Genomic DNA, 23,695 nt, shown 5'->3' with positions numbered 1-23,695 from the left:
TGCGGCAGGGGAGGGGTGGGGACACGGTGGTGGACTCCTGGGAACGGGCCCGGCACATCCTGGAGGCGGCGGGCCTGGACCCGGGCCGCCTCGCCCACCTCACCCCGCTGACCGGCGGCACCTACAACACCGTCGAGGAACTCCGCCTCACCGACGGCAGCCGCTACGTGCTGAAGATCCCGCCCGCCCCGGCCGTCCCCGGCCTGCGGCACGAGAAGCGGCTGCTCGTCTCCGAGGCCGAGTTCTACCGCTCGGCCGCCCGCGTCGAGGTCCCCGCGCCGCGGACGGTGTCGGCGGGTGACGACTTCCTGCTCATGACGGCCCTGCCCGGCGACCCGTGGGACGGCACGCTCACCGACCCGGAACGGACCGCCCTGCGCACGGAACTCGGCCGCCAGGTGGCCCGTCTGCACGGTGTGACCGGCCCCGGTCACGGCTATCCCTCCGGCGCTCTCGGCCCGCTCGCCCCCGACTGGCGGACGGCGTTCACGGCGATGTTCGACGCCGTCCTCGACGACGCCCGGCGCTACGGGGCCCGGCTGCCCCTCCCCGCCGACGCCGTGGCCCGTACCGCCGCGTCCGCGTACGGCGCCCTCGACGAGGTGACCCAGCCCTGCCTCGTCCACTTCGACCTGTGGCGGGGCAACATCCTCGTCGACCGCGTGGACGGCCGGGCCCGCATCGGCGGCCTCATCGACGGGGAGCGCATGTTCTGGGGCGACCCCCTGGCCGACTTCGTCTCCCTGGCGCTGCTCGGGGACATCAGGAAGGACGAGGACTTCCTGGCCGGCTACCGGGAGGCCGGCGGCCGGGCCCGCTTCGACACCCCGGCCCGCCTGCGCCTGGCCCTGTACCGGGCGTACCTGTACCTGATCATGCTGACCGAGACGGTTCCCCGCGAAACCGGCGAGGAGGGGCAGCGCTGGGTGCAGGAGACGGTCGCCCCCGAACTCGTCGCGGCCCTGGCCGAGATCGAGGAAGCCTCCTGAGCCCGCCGACCGGCCACCGGTTGGCTCTAACCGGACTCGCCACCGGTTGGCTCTAACCGAACTCGCCCGCGCCGAGCACCCGCTGTCGCCGCAGCGCTACGAGGTCGAGGTCATCGTCGGCCACATCCGTCACGGCATCGCCGAGGTGCTGCGCACCGCCGGCCTCGCGCCCGAGCGGCTCCTCGGCGTCCCCGGCATCGTCGAGCGTACCGCGGACCACGGCGCACTCGTGCACGGGCAGACCATCGGCTGGGACGCCGTCCCGCTGGAAGCCCTGCTCCGCGCCGGGTTCCCCGCTGCCGGACACCGTCCCGTACTTCATCGACCACGGGGCCAAGACGCTGGGCCGGGCCGAGATGTGGTTCGGCGCCGGACGCGGCGCCCGCAACGCCGTCGTGGTGCTGTTCGCCTCCGGCGCCGGCGCGAGCCTCGTCACCCCCGACGTGGAGCAGGGCCGCGCGGTCGAGGGGGGCACCTGACCGTACGCGTGCGGGGCCGCCGCTGCCGCTGCGGAGCGCTCGGCTGCCTGGAGGCGTATCCGCTCCCCGCCTGGCGCACGGCACTTCAGGAGCGGACCCCGCGGTGAGGTTTCGCCGATCACCGCGGAGGTACTCGCCTGGCGCCCGGACCACAGAAGGGAGCACGCCGTGACCGACCACTGCCTCGAAGGACCCGGCGAGAACGGTGAGCCCATCCCGCGGGACATGCCGGACCAGCAGGCCGACGACGGTGAGGACCCGTGGGAGGTCGCCCCGCGCTTCACGGGCACCGGCGAGGGCGAAAATGCCGAGCGCCGCAGCGACGACGAGACCGACGAGCCCACCGGCGACGTCCCCGACACGGACGAAGCGGGGACGGGCCGGCAGGGAGCACCGCACTCGGGAACGGTTCACCCCGAGCATCCGGTGCCGGACGAGCCCTCCGCCTGAGGAGGGCATCCCAGCGAGGGCCGCAGCCGGCTGTGGGGGTCGGCTGCGGCCCTCGCGCATGTCCGGGGCGGCTTGCCCGGTCGTGCGGGGGCGTTCCGTCTGCCCGGGGCGGGCCGCACGGCGGTGCACAGCTCGTCGGGATCAGCCCACCTTGCGTCCCCGCAGCGGTTCCGTCGGCGCCCCCGCCCCCTGCTGGAGGCCCAGCAGGAACTCCTCCAGCACCTCGGGAGCCGTGTGCTCCGGCCGCCAGCCGAGTTCCGCATGCGCCCGCGTGCAGTCCATGAGCGGCAGCCGCAGCACCGCGTCGAACAGGTGCGGAGAGGCGGGCAGCAGATGCAGACCCCAGGCGGCGGCGATCGCCGACCGCGCCACGCCGCGCGGCAGCCGCACCGGACGCGCGTCGAACATCTCGCCCAGCAGCCGCGCGTCCACGGGCGGGTCGGCCGCCAGGTTGAAGGCGCCCCGGACGTCGGAGAGCAGCGCCAGCCGGTACGCGTTCGCCGCGTCGTCCGTGTGCAGCGCCTGCATCCGCAGCCCCGGGACGTCCGGCAGGAACGGCAGCAGCTCCGGGCGGACCGGCGGGCCGGGCAGGAACCGGCCGCCGAAGATGCGGCGCTGCTCGCTCGCGGACTCCCGCTGGAAGAGGAAGGCGGGCCGCATCCGCACCACCCGCGTCCCGGGACGGTCCCGCTCGAAGGTGTCCAGCGCACGTTCCAGGTAGGCCTTCTCCCGGCAGTACGCGGCGTCCGGCCAGCCGTGCGTCGGCCAGGACTCGTCCACCGTCTCGTCCTTGGGGCCGGGCGAGTAGGCACCCACCGACGAGGCGTGCACGAGAACCGGGACGCCCGCCTCGGCCACCGCCTCGAAGACCCGCATGCTGCCGAGCACGTTCGTGCGCCAGGTCGTCGCCGGGTCGTGCGTCGGCTGGAACGCCCAGGCCAGATGGACCACCGCGTCGGCGTCCGAGAACCGCTCCACCAGGTCGGGCCGCTCGGAGGCCAGATCGACGGCGGCCCAGTCCGTCTTCGGCGGCGACCAGTCGGGGATCCGGCGGGCCAGACCCAGCACCGAGGCGACCTCCGGATCCTCCGACAGCAGGCGCACCACGCTCGTGCCGACGTTGCCGGTGGCACCCGTGACGACGACCCTCATACCCGTTCCGCTGCTCACGTCGTGCTCCTCCCGGCCGCCCGGTTCCATGAGAGGTGACCGAGTACCCGGGTCGCGGGAAATGCATGTGGGCAGAGGAAAGCCCCGGCCGGACGGGGGAATCACGGCCGGGGCGGCTCAGGTGCGGATCCTGTCCGGACCCGCATCCAGTTCAACGGGCAACCAATGCGGGGTGTTCCGCCGGCGCTCCCCGCCCGGTGAGGTGTGTCACTGTTCCTCGTCGTGTCACTGTTCCTCGTCGCCCGGGACGGTCTCGGCCCAGAGGTTCTCCGCCTGGAGCAGCAGCGTGCCCAGGACGGCGGCGTGGGCGGCCCCCTCCCCGGCATGCCGGCGCAGTCCGTCCTGCAACTCCTCGTGCAGCTCCTGCATGGCCTTCTCGGTCTCCTCGCCCGGCCGGGCGGTCACGCTGCCGTCGAGCAGACTGTCGGCCTCCGCGCACAGGGCGTCCCCGATCAGCTCCAGCAGGCGGGCGTACGAGCGCAGGGCCGGGCCCTCGGGCGGGGCGGGAGTGCGCTTGTCGTCCACGGACACCGCGAGCGCCCGGGTCAGCGTGGCGACGTGCCCGGTGACCCTGCTGAGCCGCTCGTCCTCCTCCACCGCCGGCAGGACACCCTCGTGCGGCACCCGATGCATCGCGCGCAGCGGGGCGTAGGTCAGACGCAGGCTCTCCTGGCTCCACCGGCGCGCCGAGCGCAGCGCCTTCAGGCGGTGGTCCAAGCGGTTCGAGGCAGTGACCCAGCCGGCGGCGGTCTGCGCGTCCCACTCGCCCTCCCGCAGATCCCCGGCGACGGTGTGCAGCACCTCTCCCGCCTCCCGGGCGAGCCCCGCCAGGTTCGTCCGTACGTCCCGCAGGTGGATCGGCGGCAGGACGAACGCGTTGACGGCGACGCCGATGACGGCGCCGATCGCCGCCTGCTCCACCCGGTGCCCGACGGCGGACAGACTCACCATGCCCGAGGAGATGGTGAACAGGGCCGTGGTCGCCGCGTAGATGCCCTGGTCGCCGAAGCGGGGCCAGTTCGCGAGCAGCATGAGCACGGGCACGGACAGGGCGATCGCGCCGGTCGTGTCGTCGGTGATCGCCTGCGCCGCCGAGGCCACCAGCGTGCCGACGCAGATGGCCCCGAACTGCCGCGCCCCCTGCACCAGGGAGCTGAAGACCGTGGCCTGCACCAGCACCAGCGCCACCCAGGGCGCCATCAGCGCCAGCGGGTCGCCCATCCAGACGCCACCCACCAGCCAGGCGAGCACGGCCGCCCCGGCCGCCTTCAGCGACTGGACGACCAGATCCCGCTCCCGTCCGGGCCCACGCCAGGCCGCCCGCATCGCCTCCCGGGCCGACCGCGCATCCCGCCGCACGGCATCCACCGGACGCACGCTCCGCGTCTTCTGCTGCAGATTCTCGAGCCGCCCCTGAGCCGTGGGTGCTCCCTGGGGCCGCGCGTTCGAGGCCGCCCCCGTATCTTCGTTCATGCCCCTCCGCCCACGGAAGGCTCCCGCCCTCCGCCGTACCGCACTGGTCACACGCGTCATGCGCTGTGGGTATCCGCCTGACCGGCGGTTTCACATTCCTTCATGCCAGCGGGCTGTCCCCGAGGGCGGACAGCAGGTGCGCGGGGTCGGCGTAGACCGCGTCAGCGCCGGACTCCGCCAGGTCGGCGCGCGGGATGCCGCCGCACAGGACGCCCACACAGCGCACTCCGGCCCTGCTGCCCGCCCGCATGTCCCACACGGTGTCGCCGACGAACACCGCACGCTCCGCCGGCACCTCGGCCAGTTCCAGGGCGTGCTCGACCGGCTCGGGGGAGGGTTTGCCCTCGTCGACGTCGTCGGCACTGGCCGTGGCCTCGATGGCCTCGTCCGCGTCGATCGCCCGGCGCAACGCGCCCAGCTCCGCGCCGCCCGCCGAGGTGGCCAGCACCACCGTCCAGCCGTCCCGGTGCAGTCGCCGCAGCAGCGCTCCGGCCTCCGGCAGCGCGGGCAGCCGGTCGAAGTACTGCCCGTACAGCGCCTTGTGCCCGGCGCTGATGTCGGCGTCCTGGTCGGTGTCCCGGTCGTCGCCCAGCAGATGGGCGACCAGGTCGGTCGACGGCAGGCCCACGGCCCGGTGGATGGCGTGCATCGGCACGTGGTGGCCCGCCTGCCGGAACGCCTCCCACCAGGTCACGACATGCAGATGGTTGGTGTCGACCAGCGTGCCGTCGACGTCGAACACGGCCGCCCGTCCCGCGCTTTTCATAGGTGCAGTCCCTTTCTCTCCGGCCGCGCGGGTACCACGTCAGCCGCTCTCCACGCCCGACGGCACCCGACGCTCGCGGGTCCAGGCCAGCAGTTCGTCGAGGGACCACGTGGTCACCACCCGCTCGGGCGGCACCCCGCACTCCTCCGCCCGTGCGCACCCGTTGATCTGCCAGTCCAGCTGCCCCGGCGCGTGCGCGTCGGTGTCGACGGAGAACAGCACCCCGGCGTCCACGGCACGGCGCAGCAGCCGCCGCGGCGGGTCCAGCCGCTCCGGCCTGCTGTTGATCTCCAGGGCCGTGCCCGTCTCCGCGAGAGCGGCGAACACCTCGTCCGCGTCGAACTCCGACTCCGGCCGGCCCCGCCCGGTCACCAGCCGCCCCGTGCAGTGCCCGAGCACGTCCGAGTGCGGATCGCGTACGGCGGCCACCATCCGCCGGGTCATCGACCGGGCGTCCATGCGTAGCTTGGAGTGCACCGACACCACCACCACGTCGAGCCGGTCCAGCAGCTCCGGCTCCTGGTCGAGCGCGCCGTCCTCGAGGATGTCGCACTCGATGCCGGTCAGCAGCCGGAACGGTGCCCAGCTCTCGTTCAGCTCCGCCACCACGTCCAGCTGTTCCCGCAGCCGCTCGGGCGACAGCCCGCGGGCCACCGTCAGCCGCGGCGAGTGATCGGTCAGCGCCGCCCACTCGTGGCCCAGCTCCGCGGCGGCCCGGCCCATCTCCTCGATCGGGCTGCCGCCGTCCGACCAGTCGGAGTGCAGATGGCAGTCCCCGCGCAGCAGCGCCCGCAGTTGCTCCCCGCCCCGCACGGCGGGCTGTTCCTCCGCCTCGCGTTCCAGCTTGTCCAGATAACCGGGGACCTCGCCGGCCAGCGCCTCCCGCACCACCTGGGCGGTCTTCGGGCCGACGCCCTTGAGTTTCTCCAGCGAACCGTCCGCCGCCCGTCGGCGCATCTCGTCGCCGCCCAGGTCCTTCAGTACGCGGGCCGCCGTGCGGAAGGCGCGCACGCGGTAGGTCGGTGCCAGGGACCGCTCCAGCAGAAAGGCGATCCGGTCCAGCGCCTCGACGGGATCCATCGCCACCTCCACCTCAAGGGTTGCCCAGCGCCCGGCGGGCCGCACGACGGGGGACCGACCGGGCAGACCGGCCGACCCGCGGGCCGCACGAACGGGCGGCCGGTTTGCCCGGTGTGCCCCCGGGTACTGCGATGCCTCGCCCCCACCTCTCGACGAGGAGACCTGCCATGTCCGGCCCTACCGCGCCCACCAGCAAAGTCGCCGTGATCACCGGCGCCGACTCCGGCATCGGCCGCGCCACCGCGGTCCACCTGGCGCAGGCGGGCATGGACGTCGGCATCACTTACCACACCGACCGCAAGGGGGCGCAGGAGACGGCCGACGAGGTGCGTGCGCACGGACAGCGGGCCGAGGTCGCCCGGATGGACCTCACCCGGCTGCCCGACGCCGCCGACACCGTCGACGAGCTGTGCGAGCGGCTGGGCCGCATCGACGTGCTGGTCAACAACGCCGGCACCGGCACCATGACGCCCTTCCTCGACCTGGAGCTGCAGGACGTGCGCGAGGTCCTCGACGTGGATCTCGTGGGGCCCTTCCTGTGCGGGCAGAAGGCGGCCCGGCACATGATCGGGCACGGCGAGGGCGGCCGGATCATCAACGTCACGTCCGTCCACGAGCACCAGCCTCGGGTGGGCGCCGCCCCCTATTGCGCGGCCAAGGGCGGTCTCGGGCTGCTCACCCAGGTCATGGCACTCGAACTGGCCGAGCACCGCATCACCGTCAACGCCGTGGCGCCGGGCGAGATCTCCACGCCCATGACCGGGCAGGAGGACACCGACCCGCACACCGAGAGCCGCCCGGGCATCCCGCTCGGCCGGCCCGGAGACGCGCGGGAGGTCGCCGCGGTCATCGCCTTCCTCGCCGGCCCGGACGCCTCGTACGTCACCGGCGCGTCCTGGAGCGTCGACGGCGGCATGCTGCGGATGGGCCCGCAGGCCGGGTCCCACCTGCCCGGCCACGACTGGCGCCGCCCCTGAGCGGCCGGGCGGCCCGGCGGGCGCCCTGGACCCGCGCCGGCGCCGGTTGCGTTCTAGGCTCGATGCATGACCGAAAGCGCGAGCCCGTACATATCGCACCCGCGGATCCTGGTGCTCGGGGTACAGCCGGGCACACCGCCGTTCCGGATCGTGCAGATCGACGGACAGGTGGTCGGGGAGGCCCGGGCCGTCACCGACGTACTGGCGGCCGCGGCCGCGTTCGGCATTCCCGTGCACGACATGGACGATCCGGACGTGGTCCGCTGGGTGGGCGGAGACAAGTTCACCTGGACCGTGCATTAGTGCCGCACGCGGCGTGCGCTGCTAGACCTTGCCCGCCGACGGCTTCCGCTCCGCCCGGGCCGGGCGGGGCCTGCGTGCGTGGACGGCCCTGCTGAGGCGGCGCCCCAGCAGCAGGTAACCGATGAGCGCGCCCGTGGTGTTGAGGATGACGTCGTCGATGTCGAAGGCGCGGCCGGTGACGAGGGCCCCTTGGGCGAACTCCACCAGGAGCATCACGATCGCGGTCAGGAGCAGCACCCGCAGGATGCCGCGGGTGCGGGGGGCGACCACGGGCACCAGGACACCGAAGGGGATACCGAGCAGGATGTTGCCGCCGATCTGCTTGTACGCGTCTCGCAGTTCGGGCTGGTCGAGATAGGCCTTCAGGGAGCTGCCCGGTTGCAGATTGCTGTGGGTCAGCGCCTCCGAGGCCGGCGAGGGCTGCAGGGTCAGCCGGGCCAGCACCACGGCGAAGGCGACCATGAACATGAACGCGCACAGCATCGCCAGCAGCCGGACGGGCCACGGGAGCGGGCGTCGCTCGCTCCCGGGCCCGGTGGTCCGGGGACGTGAGGCAGCACTGGCCATGGAGGGTCCTCCACTCTTCAATTTCCCTGCGTGACAGGGCGGTTACCCCCGGGCGCGCCGACGATGCCGTGGGGGGTGGTTCCGGGCCACGGTCCCGGGCGGTGTCGCCCGGGACCGTTCCCACCCTCGGTTGCCCCGCGTTCCGCCCGGGCACTCCTCTGTGTCGTGGCTCCCGATGAGCACGACGCCGCCGGGCGCACCGGCCCTGTCGCGGCCTCGGAAGCCGGTCAGCTCCCGTACGAGACGCGCACCTCCTTGAAGCCCAGGGAGCGCAGCAGGCCCTCGAGCATGCCGGTGGTGTTCGACTCGGCGCGCGCGGTCAGCTCGCTCTCCTTCGCCGCGTCGCCGATGTGCCGCACCGCGAGCTTCTGCACGGCCTGCTCTCCGTTGGGGTTGTCCGAGAACAGGTCGCCGAGGCGGTCGAAGAGACCGCGTTGCTTGGAGACCGCGTAGGAGCGGTCGGGGTCGAGGGCGGGCTTGCCCAGTTGGGCGTGGGGCAGCCGGAGCGTGGCGGACGTGCGGTCGCCGTTGACCCGCACGTCGTTCTCGCCGACCTTGCCCAGGTCGACGTAGGCGTCGACGGTGCCCGCTCCGACGTACAGGGTGCGGGTGCCGCGGATCGCGTCGGGCAGGAGCTTGGCGTCCTTCTCCAGGTCCACGACGACCTGGAAGTTGCCGGAGGCGGCGTCGTAGCGGCTGATGTCCTGGATGGACTTCAGCAGCGCGGGGCCGGACCGGTCCTGGGTCTCGGTGCCGAACAGGTCCTTCAGGCCCGGGATCACGCTCAGCCGGAGCCCGGCGAAGAACACGATGAGCAGCACCACGAGCGCGGTCACCACCTTCGCCCAGCCGGGCATGCGCCCGGGGAGGCGCTTGACGGGAGTCGTCATGCGACGGCCCTCCTTCCTACTGACCGGATGCCCGCCACACCCCCTGCCAGACCGCCGAGTTCAGGATGGAAGGACCCCGGCGGAAGCATGCGGGGCGCATACCCGTCACGGGCGGGACGTCGCCTCCGGCTGCTCCAGCGCCGCGTCCAGCGTCGGCTGCGGAGGCAGGAGCCGGGACAGGCCGGTGATCCGCAGGACACGCAGCGTCAGCGGGTGCGCGCAGACGAGGAGCACCTGGCCTCGCCGCTCGAGGACCCGGCTGCGGGCGCGGTACAGCAGCCGCAGTCCGGAACAGTCGAAGAAGTCGGTCCCGCTGAGGTCGATGACGACCCGGGCGGCCGGGCGGTCGGTCTCCCGGTCCAGGTGTGGTGCGATCTCCGAGGCCGCGGCGAGATCGATCTCGCCGCGGAACTCCAGCACCGTGTGTCCCCGTTCGTGGCGCACGCGCAGATGCCGGGTGAGCGGTGCAGGTTCCTGCCGCACGACGAGATCGCCTCCAGCCTGCTCCGTGCATGGGGAGGGGCTACGGCCTCAACACCGGTCCCCGCCCTGCAAGTTACCCTCCAACGAGTGAATTTGAGCATGTTCGATTGACATATGTCTTTGAATTCCCGCCGAGTTGGCCGAGGTTCGCGCCGGGGCGTGCGCGGGCGTGGTTCCGGGGTGCGCGTGGGTGTGGTCTTGGGGCGTGCGCGGGGGTGGTTCCAGCGCGCGTCCTGAAGCCCCGACGGGCTACGACAGGGCGTGCCAGGCCTGGGTGAGTGCCTGGCGGAACTGCTCGGTCTGACGCGCGGTGAGGTCGCGGACCATCCGCTCCTCCAGTTCGCGGACCGGCCCGGAGTGCCGGGCGAGCAGCTCGCGGCCGGAGTCGGTGAGCAGGATCAGCAGCTCCCGGCGATTGCGCGGGTTGCGCTCCCGGCGCACCAGCGCGCGGCCTTCGAGGGAGCGGACCAGGTCCGCGATGGACTGGGCGGTGACGAAGGAGTCGCGCGCCAGCTGGGCCGCGGACAGCCCGTCGTGCCGCTCCAGCACGGTCAGCGCCGTGTACTGGAGGGCGGTGATCCCGGAGGGTCTGACCAGCTCGTCCAGATGGGAGCGGACGACGAGCTCCACCTGCTTGACCATGTAGAGCAGGGAGGGGGGCGCCTTGGTCACCTGTGCGTCCAGCATGGAGGCAGGCTAGAGCATTGACAGGATTCCTGTCTCTCCTGAAACTGCACACAGACAGGAATCCTGTTTGTTGAAACTTTGGGAAACGTGGCGACGATGCTGAGGAGTGGCGATGACCACCTTCGAGAGCACACCCGGGCAACTGTTCATCGGGGGCCGATGGCGCGAGGCCGCCGACGGGGCGCGCACCGAGGTGATCGACCCGTCCCGGGGCACGGTCGTCACCACCGTCGCCGAGGCGGGCCCCGCCGACGTCGACGCGGCCGTCCGTGCCGCCCGTGAGGCCTTCGACGACGGCGCCTGGTCCGGTCTGAGCGGGCGTGAGCGCGGCCGGGTGCTGCAGCGCGTCGCCCAGCTGATCCGGGAGAACGCCGACGAGCTCGCCGCGCTGGAGAGCCTGGACGTCGGCAAGCCGATCACGCTGTGCGGCGCGGTCGACGTCACCAACGCCGCCAACGACTACGAGTACTACGCCCACCTCGCCCAGAGCCAGGACGGCGCCCTGCGCGACCTCCCCATGAACGCCCTCGCCTACACCAGGCGCGAGCCCCTCGGCGTGGTCGCCGCGATCACCCCGTTCAACTTCCCCCTGATCCTGAACGGTTCGAAGCTCGCCCCGGCGCTGGCCGCCGGCAACACCGTCGTCCACAAGCCTGCCGACGAGACTCCGCTCAGCGCCCTGTACATGGCCCGGCTGCTCCAGGAGGCGGGTGTCCCCGACGGCGTGGTCAACGTCGTGACCGGCAGCGGCCCGGTGGCGGGCGAGGCGCTGCTGCGGCACCGCGCTGTCGACAAGGTCGCCTTCACCGGCTCGACCGCCATCGGCCGCCACGTGGCGAGCGTAGCGGGGGAGGCGCTCAAACCCGTCACCATGGAACTCGGTGGCAACGCCGCCCACATCGTCTTCGAGGACGCCGACCTGGAGAAGGCGGTCGGCGCCGTCATCAAGGGCTTCGTCTTCAACACAGGCCAGTTCTGCATGGGCGGCCCGCGCCTGCTGGTGGCCCGCTCGGTGTATCCGACGCTGCTCGGCATCCTCGCCGAGGCCGTGCCCGGTGTACCGGTCGGTGACCCCCGCGACCCGGACACGGTCGTCGGCCCGATGGCGGCCGAGAAACACCTGAGGAAGGTCGAGGAGTATGTCGCCCTGGCCCGCAAGGAGGGCGCCCGCGTCGTCTGCGGCGGCGAGCGGCTCGACCTCGACGGCGGCTATTACTACCGGCCCACCGTCATCGCCGACCTGGCGAACGACTCCCGCGTGATCCAGGAGGAGATCTTCGGCCCGGTCCTCACCGTGCAGCCCTTCGACGACGAGGACGAGGCCGTCGCCCTCGCCAACTCCACGCCCTACGGCCTGGCCTCGGGTGTCCAGACCAGCAACCTCGCCCGCGCGCACCGGGTCGCCGGCCGGCTCCAGGCCGGCATCGTCTGGGTCAACGACTGGGCGATGCTCGACCCCGCGGTGCCCTTCGGCGGGGTGAAGGACTCCGGCTACGGCCGCGAGTACGGGCCCGAGGCCCTCGCCGGCTACACCCAGGTCAAGTCCGTCGTCGTCTCGCTCGACTGAGCGACCGTCAAGGAGTCATCGCGATGCCCATCACCACCCGAGCCGCGGTCGTCGAGTCCGGCGGCGCCCCCTTCACCCTCTCCGACGTCGTCCTCGACGCCCCCGGCCCGCACGAGGCGCTGGTCCGCATGGTCGCCACCGGCCTGTGCCACACCGACCTCGGGGTGGCGAGCGGCGGACTGCCGTTCCCGCTGCCCGGGGTCCTGGGCCACGAGGGCGCGGGCGTCGTCGAGGCCGTCGGCCCCGCCGTCACCGGCATCGCGCCGGGCGACCACGTCCTGCTCTCCTTCACCTCCTGCGGCGACTGCCGCAACTGCCGCGGCGGGCACCCGGCGTACTGCGCGACCTGGCTGCCGCTGAACCTGATCGGCGGCAGTCGGGCCGACGGCACCAGCACCATCAGTCGGGGCGGCGAGGCGCTGGGCGGCCACTTCTTCGGCCAGTCGTCCTTCGCGGAGCTGGCGCTGGCCGACGAGCGCAGCCTGGTCAAGGTCGACCCGGACGTGCCGCTGGAGTCGATCGCCCCGCTGGGCTGCGGCGTACAGACCGGTGTCGGGGCCGTGTGGAACGTCCTGAAGCCGGAGACCGGCGGCACGGTCGTCGTCCTGGGCGCCGGAGCGGTCGGCCTGTCGGCCGTGATGGCGGCGGCGCTCACCCCGGCCACCAGGATCGTCGCCGTCGACCGGGTCGCCGAACGCCTGGCCCTGGCCAGGGAGCTGGGCGCCACCCACACCGTCGACGCCGGCGGAACGGACCTCGCCCCGGCCCTCGCCGAGATCACCGCGGGCCAGGGCGCGGACGGCATCGTGGAGACCACCGGCAACGTGGCAGTCCTGCGCCAGGGCGTCGACGCGCTCGCCGCGCGCGGCACCCTGGTCGTGGTCGGCGCCCCGCCCTTCGGCACCGAGGTCGCCCTGGACGTCAACGGCCTCCTCGGCGGCAAGCACGTCGTCGGCCTCACCCTCGGCGACAGCGAGACGCAGACCATGATCCCGGCCCTGGTCGCGCTGGTGAAGGACGGACGGCTCCCGCTGCACCGCCTGATCGGCACCTACCCCTTCGACGACATCGACCGGGCGGTCCAGGACATGAGGTCCGGCAAGACGATCAAGCCGGTCCTGACGTTCTGAGACCGCCCGCGCGCCACCGGCTCAGTCGTTCAGCAGGACCAGCTTCCCCGTCGTACGGCCGGTGTCGCCGAGGGCGTGTGCCTCGGCGGCCTCGGCCAGCGGGAAGGTCCCGGCGATCGTGGCGCGCAGCTTCCCCGCCTCCACGAGCTCCGCGACCGCCTCCATGCCGCCGCGGTCGGCGTCCACCAGCATCCGCAGCGCCCGCACACCGAGCCGCTCGGCCTCCTCGTAGAGCTCGTCCGAGCCGCCCGGGAGGATCGAGACCAGGACACCGCCGGGGCGCAGCACGCGCAGCGAGCGCAGGGCGTTGTCGCCGCCGATCGTGTCCAGGACGACGTCGGCGTCCTTCACGGCCTCGGTGAAGTCCGTCTCCCGGTAGTCGATCGCCTCGTCGACGCCGATGCCGCGCAGGAACTCGTGCTTGCCCGCGCTCGCCGTGCCGATCACATAGGCGCCGCGCGCCTTCGCGATCTGCACCGCCACGTGCCCGACCCCGCCGGCCGCGGCGTGGATCAGCACCCGCTGCCCGGGACGGATGTCCGCGTGCTCGGTCAGTGCCTGCCAGGCGGTGAGCGAGACCAGCGGGAGCGCGCCCGCCTGGGTGTGGTCGACGCCGGCCGGCTTGCGGGCGAGGGCGCGGACCGGGGCGATGACGTACTCGGCGTGCGAACCGTGCCCGTACGGATACGGCAGCATGCCGAAGACCTCGTCACCGGGCGCGAAGGCCACGACGCCGATGCCGACCGCCTCCACCACCCCGGAGACGTCCCAGCCGAGGACGAAGGGCGGTTCGCCCAGGAATCCACCGGTGGCGCGGTGCTTCCAGTCGGTCGGGTTGACCCCGGCGGCCCGCACCCGGACCAGTACCTCGTTGGGCTTCGGTTCCGGGCGCTCGATCTCCACTTCCTTCAGGACCTCGGGGCCGCCGAGGGCGTCCTGGCTGATGGCTCGCATCGTGTTCTGTGTGCTCATGGTCCACCAGCGTGCCGGTCGGCGGACCCCGCGCCAATGGCAAGATTGCCAACATTCGATACGATCGTGCCATGCGACGTGAACGAGTGGTGGTCCTGGCCCTGGACGGGGTGTACCCCTTCGAGCTGGGCATCCCCAGCCGGATCCTCGGCGCGGCCGACGGCCGGTACGAGGTCCTCACCTGTTCCGTCGGCGGCCGTCCGGTACGCACCAACGCGGACTTCGGCGTCACCGTCGAGCACGGCCCCGAGGCCCTGGCCACGGCGGACACGGTCGTGATCGCGCCCGTCGCCCCCGACCATCTGGCCGACGAGGTGTCCGGGGACGTCCTGGCCGCGCTCGCGCTCATCCGCCCCGGCACCCGCATCGTCTCCATCTGCACCGGCGCCTTCGTCCTGGCCGCCGCCGGTCTCCTCGACGGACACCGGGCGACCACCCACTGGCAGGTAGCCGACCGGTTCCGCCGCATGTTCCCGCGCGTCGACCTCGACCCGGACGTGCTGTTCGTCGACGACCACCCGTTCCTGACCTCCGCCGGGGCCGCCTCCGGCGTGGACATCTGCCTGCACCTCGTCCGCAAGGACCACGGCAGCCGGCTGGCCAACAGCGTCGCCCGCCGCTGTGTCGTCCCGCCCTTCCGGGACGGCGGCCAGGCCCAGTACATCGAGCAGCCCGTCCCCGAGCAGGGCGCCGCGAGCACCGCGGCCACCCGTGCCTGGGCTCTGGAGCGCCTCGACGAACCGCTCACCCTGGCCGATCTGTCCGGCCACGCGCGGATGAGCCAGCGCACCTTCGCCCGCCGCTTCCAGGACGAGGTGGGCCTCAGTCCGGGCCGCTGGCTGATCCAGCAGCGCGTGGTCCGGGCCCGGCATCTGCTGGAGTCCAGCGACCTGACAGTGGATCAGATCGCCGGCCGGGTCGGCTTCGCGACCGGCGCGTCTTTGCGCCAGCACCTGAACGCGGCGATCGGGGTCTCCCCGCAGGCCTACCGCCGCACGTTCCAGACCGCCCGCTGATCAGCGACGGCAGCCGCGCGACGTGGTGGGCAGTCGACGTGTGGCCCGACAAGCGCCCAATTCCGGCGGCTGCAAAGCCATTTGTCGACCTGTTGCCTTCTGTCGGAGCGTGACGGAACCCTCACGTCCGCCCGGGGGACGAGATTGATCCTTTCGGGTCCAAACCCGATAAGGTTCCGATCGGCGCTGCGAGTTGACGCGATCGCGTCCAGTCGACCCGCGGTGCGTACTCATGAGTGCGGTCCACACACCCCCCTGTTCGTTCGTGTTGCTTCGAAGGATGCAGATGGAACTCGCCACTCCGCCACCGGCGGCGCGGGCCCCTGTCGCCTGGTACAGCTGGTGGTTGATGCCGCTGGGCCTGGGAGGCGGGACCGTTGCCGCCACGTTCATGAGCTCGGAGCGAATAACCACGGCCGTCGCCGGAATCGCGGCGACGGCGGCCGGTGCCGTGTGCGTACGGCTGCTGCTGCGCACCCGGGCACAACTGCACCGGGCGGAAGGCTCCTTCCGCGCCACGCAGGCCGAGCACAACATGCAGTGGCAGCAGCACGTGGCGGGCCTGGAACGCAAGTTCTCCGCCGATCGCGCCGGCCTGGAATCCCAGCTCAACGAGCAGAACGCGGCCTACGAGCGGCGCCTGGCCGACCAGAGCGCCACCTACGAGTCGCAGCTGGCCGACCAGAGGGCCACGTACGAGTCGCAGCTCGCCGACAGGTCCAGGGCCTATGAGGAACGGCTGACCGAGCAGGCCACCTCCTACGAGGCCCAGCTCGCCGACCAGGCCGAGGTCTGGCAGGAGCAGCTCTCCCACCAGCTCGCCGCGGTCGCCCGGCTCGCCGACGAGCAGCTGCCCGACGCGATGACCAAACTGCGCGCCGGCGACGCCATCGACGACCTGCTGCCCACCGTCAACCAGTGCGCCAAGGTCAGTTCGGAACTCCAGGCCGAGCTGCGCAAACTGCTGCGCACCTCTTTGATCGGCCTGGAAGCGGAGTTCGACCGGTCCACCTCCGCCGAGCAGGCCGTGATCAGCATCGGCAACCGCATCCACGTCCTGACCAGCAAGCTCCGCGGCCGGCTGCACGAGATGCAGGGCGAGCACGGCCGGTTGCCGGCCGTCGCCCGGGGCCTGATGGAACTCGACCAGGAACTCGGCCCCGCCGACTCGCTCGCCGCCAGCATCGGCGTGCTCGGCGGCTCGGACCGGCCCGGCCGGCAGTGGCAGGAGCCGCAGCGGCTGCTGAGCGTGGTGCGCGGCGGCATCGGCCGGATCAAGGACTTCCACCGGATCCAGGTGCGCCACCTGCCCGAACTGGGCGTCGACGGCGGCCTCGTCGACCACCTCACGCTGATCCTGGCCCACCTGCTGGACAACGCGGCCCGCTACTCGCCGCCCACCGAGCCGGTGCTCATCTCCGGCAAGGAGGTGCCCAACGGCGTCGGCATCGAGATCCAGGACTCCGGCAAGGGCCTGAGCGAGGAGAAGAAGCGCGAGGCCGAGCACGCCCTCGCGGGCACCGCGCCCGGCGCCGGCCTCGGCGGTATCACCGAGGACGCCAACATCGGCCTGCGCGTCGTCGGCGCACTCGCCCGCCGCTACGGCATCCGCGTCACCTTCGCGGATTCCCCGTGGCTCGGCACCTCGGTGGTGGTCGTCGTGCCGCACAAGTACTTCAGCCCGCTGCCCACGGCCGCACCCGCCCCGGAGGCACGCACCGCCGCGGCCGCACCGGCCCGCGAGACGGCCACCGCGCCCGAACCACGGGCCGCCGAGGCCGCCACCGGGCAGACCACGCCCGGCGGCCTGCCCCGCCGCCGCAGCAAGCGCAACGAGACGGAGGCGCCCAGAGCGGCAGAGCGAAGCGACCGGGTCACCGTCGCGGCCGTTCCGCCGGACGCGTCCTTCTCGGGACTCGCCGCCTTCGCCACCGCCGGACGCGAGGCGGCGGAGGCCTCCGAGCCGGCCGACGACCGCGACACCCTCGCCGGCCGCGAGTACACCGAGCACCGCACCGAAGAGAGCGACCACTCCTCATGACGCAACAAGGAACAGACGTGAGCTGGGCGCTCCGCGATCTCGTCGAGAGCATCCAGGAGATCCGTTTCGCCCTCGTGGCCTCCAGCGACGGCAAGGCCATCACCTCCTACGGCGCCGAAGACCCCGACGACGTCGACCGCTTCGCCGCCGTGGTGGCCGGCCTGCAGGCGCTGGCCCAGCCGGTGGCCGAGCAGTTCCCCAAGTACGCCGGGCAGTTGCGCCTGGCGATGATCGAGGTGGACGGCGGGCACCTCTTCGTCGTGCGCGCCGGTGTGGAGACGTACCTCGGTGTCCTCGCCAGGGAAGGCCTGGACCAGGGCCTGCTCGGGCACCAGATGAGGGACCTGGCCCGCAGGATGGGTGAGCTCCTCGGCACCACTCCGCGCCTGGAGGAGCACTCTGGATGAGTGCTCCCCGCAGACCGTCGGACCCGTCCGGTCTCGAGCGCTACTACGTCCTCACCGGAGGGCGCAGCGGACCGGGCGGTTCGGCGTCGAGCCTCGACGTGGCGACCCTGGTCGTCGCCCGCGCCGCCCCGTTACCGGGCATGCAGCACGAGCACGAGGAGATCCTCCGCCGCTGCCGCGACCCGCTGTCGGTCGCCGAACTCGGCGCTCACCTCGGGCTCCCCTTCAACATTCTCGCGGTGCTGCTGTCGGACCTGCTGGACGCAGGTCGCGTCGAAGCCCGTAACCCCATCCCGGCACACGAAGCCGGCCGCGGGCCCGACCTTGCGCTCCTTGAGGAGGTACTCAGTGGACTTGAAAGGCTTTGACCAACCCGGTGGCTCGGCCGGGGACACCCGCTCGGTGAAGGTGATGATCGCCGGCGGGTTCGGCACCGGGAAGACCACCATGGTCCGGTCGGTCAGCGACATCAAGCCGCTCACCACCGAGGAGACCCTCACCCAGGCCAGTGTCGACGTCGACCATCTCATCGGCGTCGCCGACAAGACGCAGACCACCGTCAGCCTGGACTTCGGCAAGATCGGCATCAACGAGAGTCTGGTGCTGTACCTGTTCGGCACGCCCGGACAGGAACGGTTCTGGTTCCTGTGGAACGGCCTGTTCAAGGGTGCGCTCGGGGCGATCGTCCTGGTGGACACGCGCCGGCTGGAGTCCAGTTTCCGGGCGATCGAGGAGATGGAGCGGCAGGAAGTCCCCTTCGTCGTCGCGCTGAACGTCTTCCCCGACTCCCGGAACTACCCGGTCGAGGAGATCCGGGACGCCCTGGACATCCCCGAGCACACCCCGGTCGTGGCCTTCGACGCCCGCGACCGCGCCTCCAGCCGGGACGTCCTCGTCGCACTGATCCACCATCTGAAGGAACGCTCGGCCGTGGCCCTGGAGCCCCGATGAACGACTCGACCGAATCCAGCCTCCAGGCCGTCCGCGGCTGCCCCGTCGCCCATCACGGAGCGGACCTGACCCGGCTGTACGGCCCGGACGCCGCGACCGACCCGGAGGGCATCTACGAGCGGCTGCGCAAGGAGCACGGCTCGGTCGCGCCGGTCCTGCTCGAGGGCGACGTGCCCGCCTGGCTGGTCCTCGGCTACCGCGACAACCGGCGGGTGCTCGACAACCCGCGCCAGTTCAGCCGGGACGCGCGGATCTGGCGGGACTGGGCCGACGGGCGTGTGGAGGAGACCTCGCCGCTGATTCCGATGCTCGGCTGGCGCCCGGACTGCGTCTCCCAGGACGGCGAACCGCACCGCAGGCTGCGGGCGGCCGTCACCGACGGGCTCCAGGCGGCCGCGAGCCGCGGCATCCGGCGTCACGCGACCCGCCTCGCGAACAAGCTGATCGACGCGTTCGCGGACACCGGACGCGCCGACCTCGTGTCGGACTACTCCGAGTACCTGCCGATGCTCGTGCTCTCCCGCATCCTCGGGCTCGCAGAGGCGGAGGGGCGGAACCTGGTCGAGTCCTGTGCCCAGGTCCTCAAGGGCGGTGAGGACGCCCTCGCGCACAACGACCGCATCATGGTGATCCTCGGCGAACTGGCCGAGCGCAAACGGGCCGAGCCCGGTGGCGACTTCACCACCGCCCTGCTGGGACACGCGGCCGGTCTCGACGAGGACGAGGTGGTCAGCCATCTGCGTCTGGTGCTGATCGCCGCGCACACCACGACCAGCAACCTGCTGGCCCGGGTCCTGGAGATGATCCTCACCGACACCGCCCGGCTCTCCGGACTGATCAGCGGCCAGCTGAACGTCTCCGCCGTGGTGGAGGAGGTCATGTGGAACAGCCCGCCGCTGGCCGTACTGCCGGGCCGGTTCGCCGCCGGCGACCTGGAACTCGGCGGCCATCAGATCCAGGAGGGCGACCTGCTGGTGCTGGGTCTGGCCGCGGGCAACGCCGACCCCGACGTCCGGCCGGACACCGGGGTGTCGGTCCAGGGCAACCAGGCCCACCTGGCATTCAGTTCGGGCCCGCACGAATGCCCCGGGCAGGGCATCGGGCAGTCCATCATCGAGATCGCCGTCGACGTCCTGCTGCACCGCCTGCCGGGCCTGACCCTGGCCGTGCCGGCGGAGGAGCTCACCTCGACCGCCTCCACGTGGGAGTCCCGGCTGGACAGCCTGCCGGTCGAGTTCGCCGTATAGCGCCGCCGTGCGATGCCCGGCCGGACGTTCGGCCGGGCACCGCCGTGTCACACGGTCAGCAGGTCGTCCACCGAGCCGCGTCCGGCCTGTTCGGCCGTGGCCACCGCGCCTCCCTTCGCCGCCGCGTAACGGCCGGTGACCAGCGCCCACTCGTAGTTGCCGTTGATCCAGTGCTGAATGGCCTCCACTCCCCTCCGCACCCGGTCGCGCTCCGATTCGTCGAGCCGCAGCTCGTCGCACATGTGCGGGACGCGCTCCTGGAGTTCGAGGTACTCGTCGAGGCAGCCGATCGTCATCCGGTACGCCTCGTCGGTGGCCTCCTGCCACGAGCAGCCCCGCTCCCGGCGCAGCACGGCGATGAGGTTGTGACCGTCGCCGCGGCGCTTCTCCCGCTCGAAGGAGTGGATGTCGTTCATGAAGCCGATGGTGTCCGCGGCCAGATCACGCATCCGCTCCATCACCGGATGCGCCATCGCCTGGGCCGGCACCTCGAAGCCGCGGCTGCGCTCACCCGCGTCGATGCTGTGGTGGATGCCGACCGTACGGCGCCGGAAGGCCGTGTACTCGTCGAGCGTGAGCGTCCCCTCCAGCCCCCGGGCGGCCAGGTCGACCTCCTCGCAGTGGGCGACGAGGAACCGTCCCCAGGAGGCGGCGAAGCGGGTCTGCCATGTCAAGGACATGCCATAAGAGAGGTGGTTCCACACCTCGGCCCAGGCAACGGATATCGGACAGACCACCCGGGGCGGGCTGCCGGCCGGACGCAGGGGAGTGACGATCAGTTCCCGGGCGACCTCCGCTATGCGGTCGGCCCGGTCGGGCCTGCTGGCGTCGAACTGGTCGTCGAAGAGGAAGGCCAGGGAGAACCAGTTCATCAGGACGACCATGTCGTCCGCCGACGCGTGCGGATAGGTGCGGGCGGCGGCCAGGGGCAGGTCCCAGGACTTGTACTCCTCGAAGCCTTCCCGGCTGCGGACCAGGCGCATGTCCCACACCCAGCGCAGATGTCGCGCCCGGGCGAACTCCAGATGCTCACTGACGGGGGTGTCGAAGGGCAGGTCGAATCGGACGTCCTGAGGCATGTGCTTCCTTCCGGGAGACGGACCGCAGAGCCCCCCGCCCCTGCGAGCGGACGGTTTCGTGACCGGCCGCACACTCGAACTCGGCTTCGCAGTCCGAACCTTGAACCGAGAAGCGCTACGAGGCTGCCCAAGGCCTGAACAAGCCATTCCGTGACACCACCGTGATCTCGGTTACGGCGGGAAGCATGTGAGCTGCGTACACTCCCTCCTCCCTCATCAGGCCCCGACTTGTCCGCCGTGCCTCCGGCGTCTCGGCACGCCACACTGGTCCGAGTCCGTCCGACGACTCATCAGGAGGCGCACCGCGATGACGTCCGCACCCGTACGCAGCGCTGAGCAGCGCAAGAAGGACACCCTGCACCGGCTTGACCACGACGTGGACGCCTGGGTCGCCACGGCCGACTGCGCGTCCGGCACGCCGTACCTCGTCCCGCTGTCCTTCCTCTGGAACGGCTCGTACCTGCTGTTCGCCATGGCCCGCGTCGAGCCCCACCGGACGGAACCTGGCCGCGTCCGGCCAGGCCCGGGTGGGCATCGGGCCGACCCGGGACGTCGTCATGGTCGAGGGAGCCGTCGAGACGGTCCAGCCCGGCGAGCTGACCGAGCAGGACGCCGAACTCTTCGCCGCCAAGACCGGGTTCGACCCCCGCCGGCTCGCCACGCCCTACCTCTACTTCCGCGTCGTGCCGCGGCGGGTGCAGGCCTGGCGGGAGGCCGACGAACTCGACGGCCGCGAACTCATGCGCGACGGAAGGTGGTTGAAGACCGACTGAATCGGCTGGACCGGGATATCCGCACAGGAGAGGGCCGTGGGGCACGACCGCCCCGCGGCCGCGATCCTGCGGAGGAGACATGGCACTGGTGAAAGCGGGGGTCCTCGTGCTCGACTGCGCCGAGCCCGAGAAGCTCGCCGTGTTCTACAAGGAACTGCTGGAGGGGGAGGAGTCGGACGCCACCGCCAACCGGGTGGAGATCAAGAGCGCCGACGGCTTCCGGATCGCCCTGCGCCGGGACGTCAACGCGACCCCGCCCAGTTGGCCGCGTCCCGAGAACTCCCTCCAGGCCCATCTGGAGTTCGTGGTGGACGACCTCGACGCGGTGGAACGCCGCGTCATCAGCCTCGGCGGCCGGCCCCTGGAGGCCAAGGAGCCCTCGGGCCCTCTGGAGGAACGCGGCTACGCCGACCCGGCAGGCCACTCCTTCACCCTGCGCCGCACCGCGCCGACGGCACCCAAGCAGGGCTGAGACGCGAGGACGACGCACAGCGCGGTCAGGGCGAGGCCCGGGCCGGTGACACTGCCCGGGCCGAGGGAGCCCGGCACGGCCCCGGCAGCCGCGCTGCCCGCCCAGGACAGGTGCATGCAGGCCGGCCCGGCCCGGCAGCCGCCCGGCCTCGCCTCGCCCGGCCGGGCAGTCGCCCGGTAGCCGCCGCCCGGCTCCGCCCGGCCCCGCCCCGGCAGCCGCCGGGCGGGGCCGGGTTGCCGTGTCAGTCCCGGCCGCCCTTCTCGCCGACCGGCCAGGTGCCGGTCGAGCGCTCGATGGCCTTGGCGCCCGCGCGGTCCACGGCACTGCGTACCACCGCGAAGATCGCGCCCTGGATCGCGGCGGCCAGCAGGACCTCGCCCCAGCCGCGGTCCTTGTCCAGCGCGTCCGGCGCGTCCTCCTCGTGCCGGATCGCCATCCACGTCTTGCGGAAGGCGAGTCCGGCCAGCCAGCCGCCCGACCAGCCGAGCACGAACCCGACCGGCTGGTACGCGAGGGACATCTTCTTCTTCTTTGCCACGGGAACTCCTTGGTAGTTGAGGGGGGGAAGGTGGTCAGGGGGTGTGCGCCGCCGGGATCCGCTCCTCGGCGCGGACCGGCCCGGGCGGTGTGCCGTCACCGAACGGCCGGCCGCCCAGCTCCTCGCGGTGGTGCGGGGACAGCCAGCCGGACAGGTCCGGGCCGAGCGGCACGATGCGGGTCGGATTGATGCCCGTGTGTACCTGGTAGTAGTGGCGCTTGATGTGGTCGAAGTCGACGGTGTCGCCAAAGCCGGGCGTCTGGTACAGGTCGCGGACGTACCCCCACAGGACCTGGTTCTCCGTCAGCTTCCAGCGGTTGCACTTGAAGTGGCCGTGGTACACCGCGTCGAAGCGGACCAGCGTGGTGAACAGCCGGATGTCCGCCTCGGTGATCGTGTCGCCGACGAGGTACCGCTGCCGCTCCAGCCGCCCCGCGAGCAGCTCCAGCCGCCGGAACACCCCGGCGCAGGCGGCCTCGTACTCCTCCTGCCCGGTGGCGAACCCCGCCCGGTAGACGCCGTTGTTGACGTCCTCGTAGACGTCCGCCTTCACCTCGTCGATCTCGTCGCGCAGCTTGTCCGGGTACAGATCGGGCGCGCCGTCGCGGTGCAGGGCCGTCCACTCGGTCGCGAGGTCGAGGGTGAGCTGCTGGTAGTCGTTGGTCACCAGCTGCCCACTGGGCACGTCCACGATCGCCGGCACGCTGACACCGCCCGGGTAGTCGCTCTCCCGGCGGTCGTAGGCCTCGCTGAGGTAGCGGATGCCCAGAACCGGGTCGCGGCCGTCCTCGTCGAGCGTGAAGCGCCAACTGCGGTCGTCCTGGATCGGGTCGGCCACGGCCAGGGACAGAGCGTCCTCCAGGCCGAGCAGCCGCCGGGAGACCAGGGACCGGCTGGCCCAGGGGCAGGCACGGCTGACGACCAGACGGTAGCGCCCGGCCTCCACCGGCCAGCCGTCCCGGCCGTCCGCGGTGATCCGGTCCGCGAAGTGTGCCTTGGACCGTTTGAACGCCCTCCTTCCGTAGCCGGTGTTGCCGTCGTCGCCGTCGTCGCGGCTCATGGGGGTGACCTCCTTGCCGTACGGGGACCCTGGTGAACGCGTTCCCCGTTTTCCGTGGACGGCACGGTGTGAGTACCCCCGACCGGGGCAATCGGCGTGGGTGACTGATGAAGGAAGTGATCACAGGA

The 23,695-nt window shown here is 72.1% G+C and carries 25 protein-coding genes and 2 pseudogenes; 15 read left to right on the top strand and 12 right to left on the bottom strand.

What is annotated here, in order from left to right; all coding sequences use genetic code 11:
- Positions 1-26 precede the first annotated feature (26 nt).
- From FDO69_RS30775 to FDO69_RS30765, 3 genes and pseudogenes are all read left to right on the top strand, one after another.
- Positions 27-989 carry a phosphotransferase family protein gene (locus tag FDO69_RS30775; RefSeq protein WP_167526710.1) on the top strand — a complete coding sequence of 321 codons (963 nt, stop codon included), beginning with the start codon at positions 27-29 and terminating at the stop codon, positions 987-989.
- Between the two features lie 19 nt (positions 990-1,008).
- Positions 1,009-1,545: pseudogene (locus FDO69_RS30770) on the top strand (ROK family protein); the annotation flags it as partial.
- A gap of 91 nt (positions 1,546-1,636) precedes the next feature.
- Positions 1,637-1,918 (top strand): hypothetical protein, encoded by a 282-nt coding sequence (locus tag FDO69_RS30765; RefSeq protein ID WP_104784432.1) that lies wholly within the window; start codon positions 1,637-1,639, stop codon positions 1,916-1,918.
- A gap of 141 nt (positions 1,919-2,059) precedes the next feature.
- Here FDO69_RS30765 and FDO69_RS30760 read toward each other — a convergent pair whose 3' ends face one another.
- From FDO69_RS30760 to FDO69_RS30745, 4 genes are all read right to left on the bottom strand, one after another.
- Positions 2,060-3,088 (bottom strand): SDR family oxidoreductase, encoded by a 1,029-nt coding sequence (locus tag FDO69_RS30760; RefSeq protein WP_104784651.1) that lies wholly within the window; start codon positions 3,086-3,088, stop codon positions 2,060-2,062.
- Between the two features lie 225 nt (positions 3,089-3,313).
- Positions 3,314-4,414, bottom strand: coding sequence for an FUSC family protein (locus FDO69_RS30755; protein WP_104784429.1), 1,101 nt, complete (start codon positions 4,412-4,414; stop codon positions 3,314-3,316).
- Positions 4,415-4,661: 247 nt separating this feature from the next.
- Positions 4,662-5,327, bottom strand: a complete 666-nt coding sequence (locus FDO69_RS30750; RefSeq protein WP_104784426.1) for an HAD family hydrolase — start codon at positions 5,325-5,327, stop codon at positions 4,662-4,664.
- Positions 5,328-5,366: 39 nt separating this feature from the next.
- Positions 5,367-6,407: a PHP domain-containing protein gene (locus tag FDO69_RS30745; RefSeq protein ID WP_104784423.1), complete on the bottom strand. Its 1,041-nt coding sequence runs from the start codon at positions 6,405-6,407 to the stop codon at positions 5,367-5,369.
- A 167-nt stretch (positions 6,408-6,574) separates the two neighbouring features.
- Here FDO69_RS30745 and FDO69_RS30740 point away from each other — a divergent pair, with 167 nt between their 5' ends.
- Both FDO69_RS30740 and FDO69_RS30735 read left to right on the top strand, forming a co-directional pair.
- A complete protein-coding gene (locus FDO69_RS30740) occupies positions 6,575-7,384 on the top strand; it encodes an SDR family oxidoreductase (RefSeq protein WP_104784421.1) in 810 nt (269 codons plus the stop codon).
- A 66-nt stretch (positions 7,385-7,450) separates the two neighbouring features.
- A complete protein-coding gene (locus FDO69_RS30735) occupies positions 7,451-7,687 on the top strand; it encodes a hypothetical protein (RefSeq protein ID WP_104784418.1) in 237 nt (78 codons plus the stop codon).
- Positions 7,688-7,708: 21 nt separating this feature from the next.
- Here the strand turns inward: FDO69_RS30735 and FDO69_RS30730 are convergent, their stop codons facing one another.
- From FDO69_RS30730 to FDO69_RS30715, 4 genes are all read right to left on the bottom strand, one after another.
- Entirely contained in the window at positions 7,709-8,254 is a 546-nt protein-coding gene (locus tag FDO69_RS30730) for a VanZ family protein (RefSeq protein WP_104784415.1), read from the bottom strand.
- A 227-nt stretch (positions 8,255-8,481) separates the two neighbouring features.
- On the bottom strand, positions 8,482-9,144 hold the full coding sequence (locus tag FDO69_RS30725) for a DUF4230 domain-containing protein (protein ID WP_104784412.1): 663 nt from the start codon (positions 9,142-9,144) through the stop codon (positions 8,482-8,484).
- 105 nt (positions 9,145-9,249) lie between these two features.
- Positions 9,250-9,627, bottom strand: coding sequence for an anti-sigma factor antagonist (locus FDO69_RS30720; protein WP_104784409.1), 378 nt, complete (start codon positions 9,625-9,627; stop codon positions 9,250-9,252).
- A gap of 249 nt (positions 9,628-9,876) precedes the next feature.
- Positions 9,877-10,314: a MarR family winged helix-turn-helix transcriptional regulator gene (locus tag FDO69_RS30715; RefSeq protein ID WP_104784406.1), complete on the bottom strand. Its 438-nt coding sequence runs from the start codon at positions 10,312-10,314 to the stop codon at positions 9,877-9,879.
- 112 nt (positions 10,315-10,426) lie between these two features.
- On the opposite strand from FDO69_RS30715, the gene FDO69_RS30710 reads away from it, so the two are divergent.
- Positions 10,427-11,881, top strand: a complete 1,455-nt coding sequence (locus FDO69_RS30710) for an aldehyde dehydrogenase family protein (protein WP_104784404.1) — start codon at positions 10,427-10,429, stop codon at positions 11,879-11,881.
- 23 nt (positions 11,882-11,904) lie between these two features.
- Entirely contained in the window at positions 11,905-13,011 is a 1,107-nt protein-coding gene (locus tag FDO69_RS30705; RefSeq protein WP_104784401.1) for an NAD(P)-dependent alcohol dehydrogenase, read from the top strand.
- A 21-nt stretch (positions 13,012-13,032) separates the two neighbouring features.
- Here the strand turns inward: FDO69_RS30705 and FDO69_RS30700 are convergent, their stop codons facing one another.
- The gene (locus tag FDO69_RS30700) at positions 13,033-13,983 is read right to left on the bottom strand and encodes an NADP-dependent oxidoreductase (RefSeq protein ID WP_104784398.1); all 951 of its coding nucleotides are present in this window, start codon (positions 13,981-13,983) and stop codon (positions 13,033-13,035) included.
- 71 nt (positions 13,984-14,054) lie between these two features.
- On the opposite strand from FDO69_RS30700, the gene FDO69_RS30695 reads away from it, so the two are divergent.
- The 6 genes from FDO69_RS30695 to FDO69_RS30670 all read left to right on the top strand — a co-directional run bounded on the left by FDO69_RS30695 (position 14,055) and on the right by FDO69_RS30670 (position 19,645).
- Positions 14,055-14,999, top strand: coding sequence for a GlxA family transcriptional regulator (locus FDO69_RS30695; RefSeq protein WP_104784396.1), 945 nt, complete (start codon positions 14,055-14,057; stop codon positions 14,997-14,999).
- A gap of 286 nt (positions 15,000-15,285) precedes the next feature.
- On the top strand, positions 15,286-17,040 hold the full coding sequence (locus tag FDO69_RS30690; RefSeq protein ID WP_104784393.1) for an ATP-binding protein: 1,755 nt from the start codon (positions 15,286-15,288) through the stop codon (positions 17,038-17,040).
- Positions 17,037-17,447 (top strand): roadblock/LC7 domain-containing protein, encoded by a 411-nt coding sequence (locus FDO69_RS30685; RefSeq protein WP_003994857.1) that lies wholly within the window; start codon positions 17,037-17,039, stop codon positions 17,445-17,447. The genes FDO69_RS30690 and FDO69_RS30685 overlap by 4 nt, the downstream gene beginning before the upstream one ends.
- A complete protein-coding gene (locus FDO69_RS30680; RefSeq protein ID WP_104784390.1) occupies positions 17,444-17,815 on the top strand; it encodes a DUF742 domain-containing protein in 372 nt (123 codons plus the stop codon). Before FDO69_RS30685 ends, FDO69_RS30680 begins: the two co-directional genes overlap by 4 nt.
- On the top strand, positions 17,796-18,398 hold the full coding sequence (locus FDO69_RS30675) for a GTP-binding protein (protein ID WP_104784387.1): 603 nt from the start codon (positions 17,796-17,798) through the stop codon (positions 18,396-18,398). Before FDO69_RS30680 ends, FDO69_RS30675 begins: the two co-directional genes overlap by 20 nt.
- A complete protein-coding gene (locus FDO69_RS30670; protein WP_104784384.1) occupies positions 18,395-19,645 on the top strand; it encodes a cytochrome P450 in 1,251 nt (416 codons plus the stop codon). The genes FDO69_RS30675 and FDO69_RS30670 overlap by 4 nt, the downstream gene beginning before the upstream one ends.
- Positions 19,646-19,692: 47 nt before the next feature.
- Here FDO69_RS30670 and FDO69_RS30665 read toward each other — a convergent pair whose 3' ends face one another.
- Entirely contained in the window at positions 19,693-20,724 is a 1,032-nt protein-coding gene (locus tag FDO69_RS30665) for a 7-epi-alpha-eudesmol synthase (RefSeq protein ID WP_104784381.1), read from the bottom strand.
- Between the two features lie 307 nt (positions 20,725-21,031).
- On the opposite strand from FDO69_RS30665, the pseudogene FDO69_RS30660 reads away from it, so the two are divergent.
- Together FDO69_RS30660 and FDO69_RS30655 are read left to right on the top strand one after the other, a co-directional pair.
- Positions 21,032-21,497, top strand: a pseudogene (locus tag FDO69_RS30660) (pyridoxamine 5'-phosphate oxidase family protein).
- A 79-nt stretch (positions 21,498-21,576) separates the two neighbouring features.
- Entirely contained in the window at positions 21,577-21,969 is a 393-nt protein-coding gene (locus tag FDO69_RS30655) for a VOC family protein (RefSeq protein WP_030845174.1), read from the top strand.
- Positions 21,970-22,210: 241 nt separating this feature from the next.
- Here the strand turns inward: FDO69_RS30655 and FDO69_RS30650 are convergent, their stop codons facing one another.
- Positions 22,211-22,507, bottom strand: a complete 297-nt coding sequence (locus FDO69_RS30650) for a DUF4235 domain-containing protein (RefSeq protein WP_102908626.1) — start codon at positions 22,505-22,507, stop codon at positions 22,211-22,213.
- Between the two features lie 34 nt (positions 22,508-22,541).
- On the bottom strand, positions 22,542-23,567 hold the full coding sequence (locus FDO69_RS30645; protein WP_104784378.1) for a glutathione S-transferase family protein: 1,026 nt from the start codon (positions 23,565-23,567) through the stop codon (positions 22,542-22,544).
- Positions 23,568-23,695: the final 128 nt, after the last annotated feature.

The sequence above is a fragment of the Streptomyces tibetensis genome (assembly GCF_007655005.1).
GTDB classification, from domain to species: domain Bacteria; phylum Actinomycetota; class Actinomycetes; order Streptomycetales; family Streptomycetaceae; genus Streptomyces; species Streptomyces tibetensis.
This window is presented reverse-complemented; position numbering and strand designations above follow the sequence as displayed.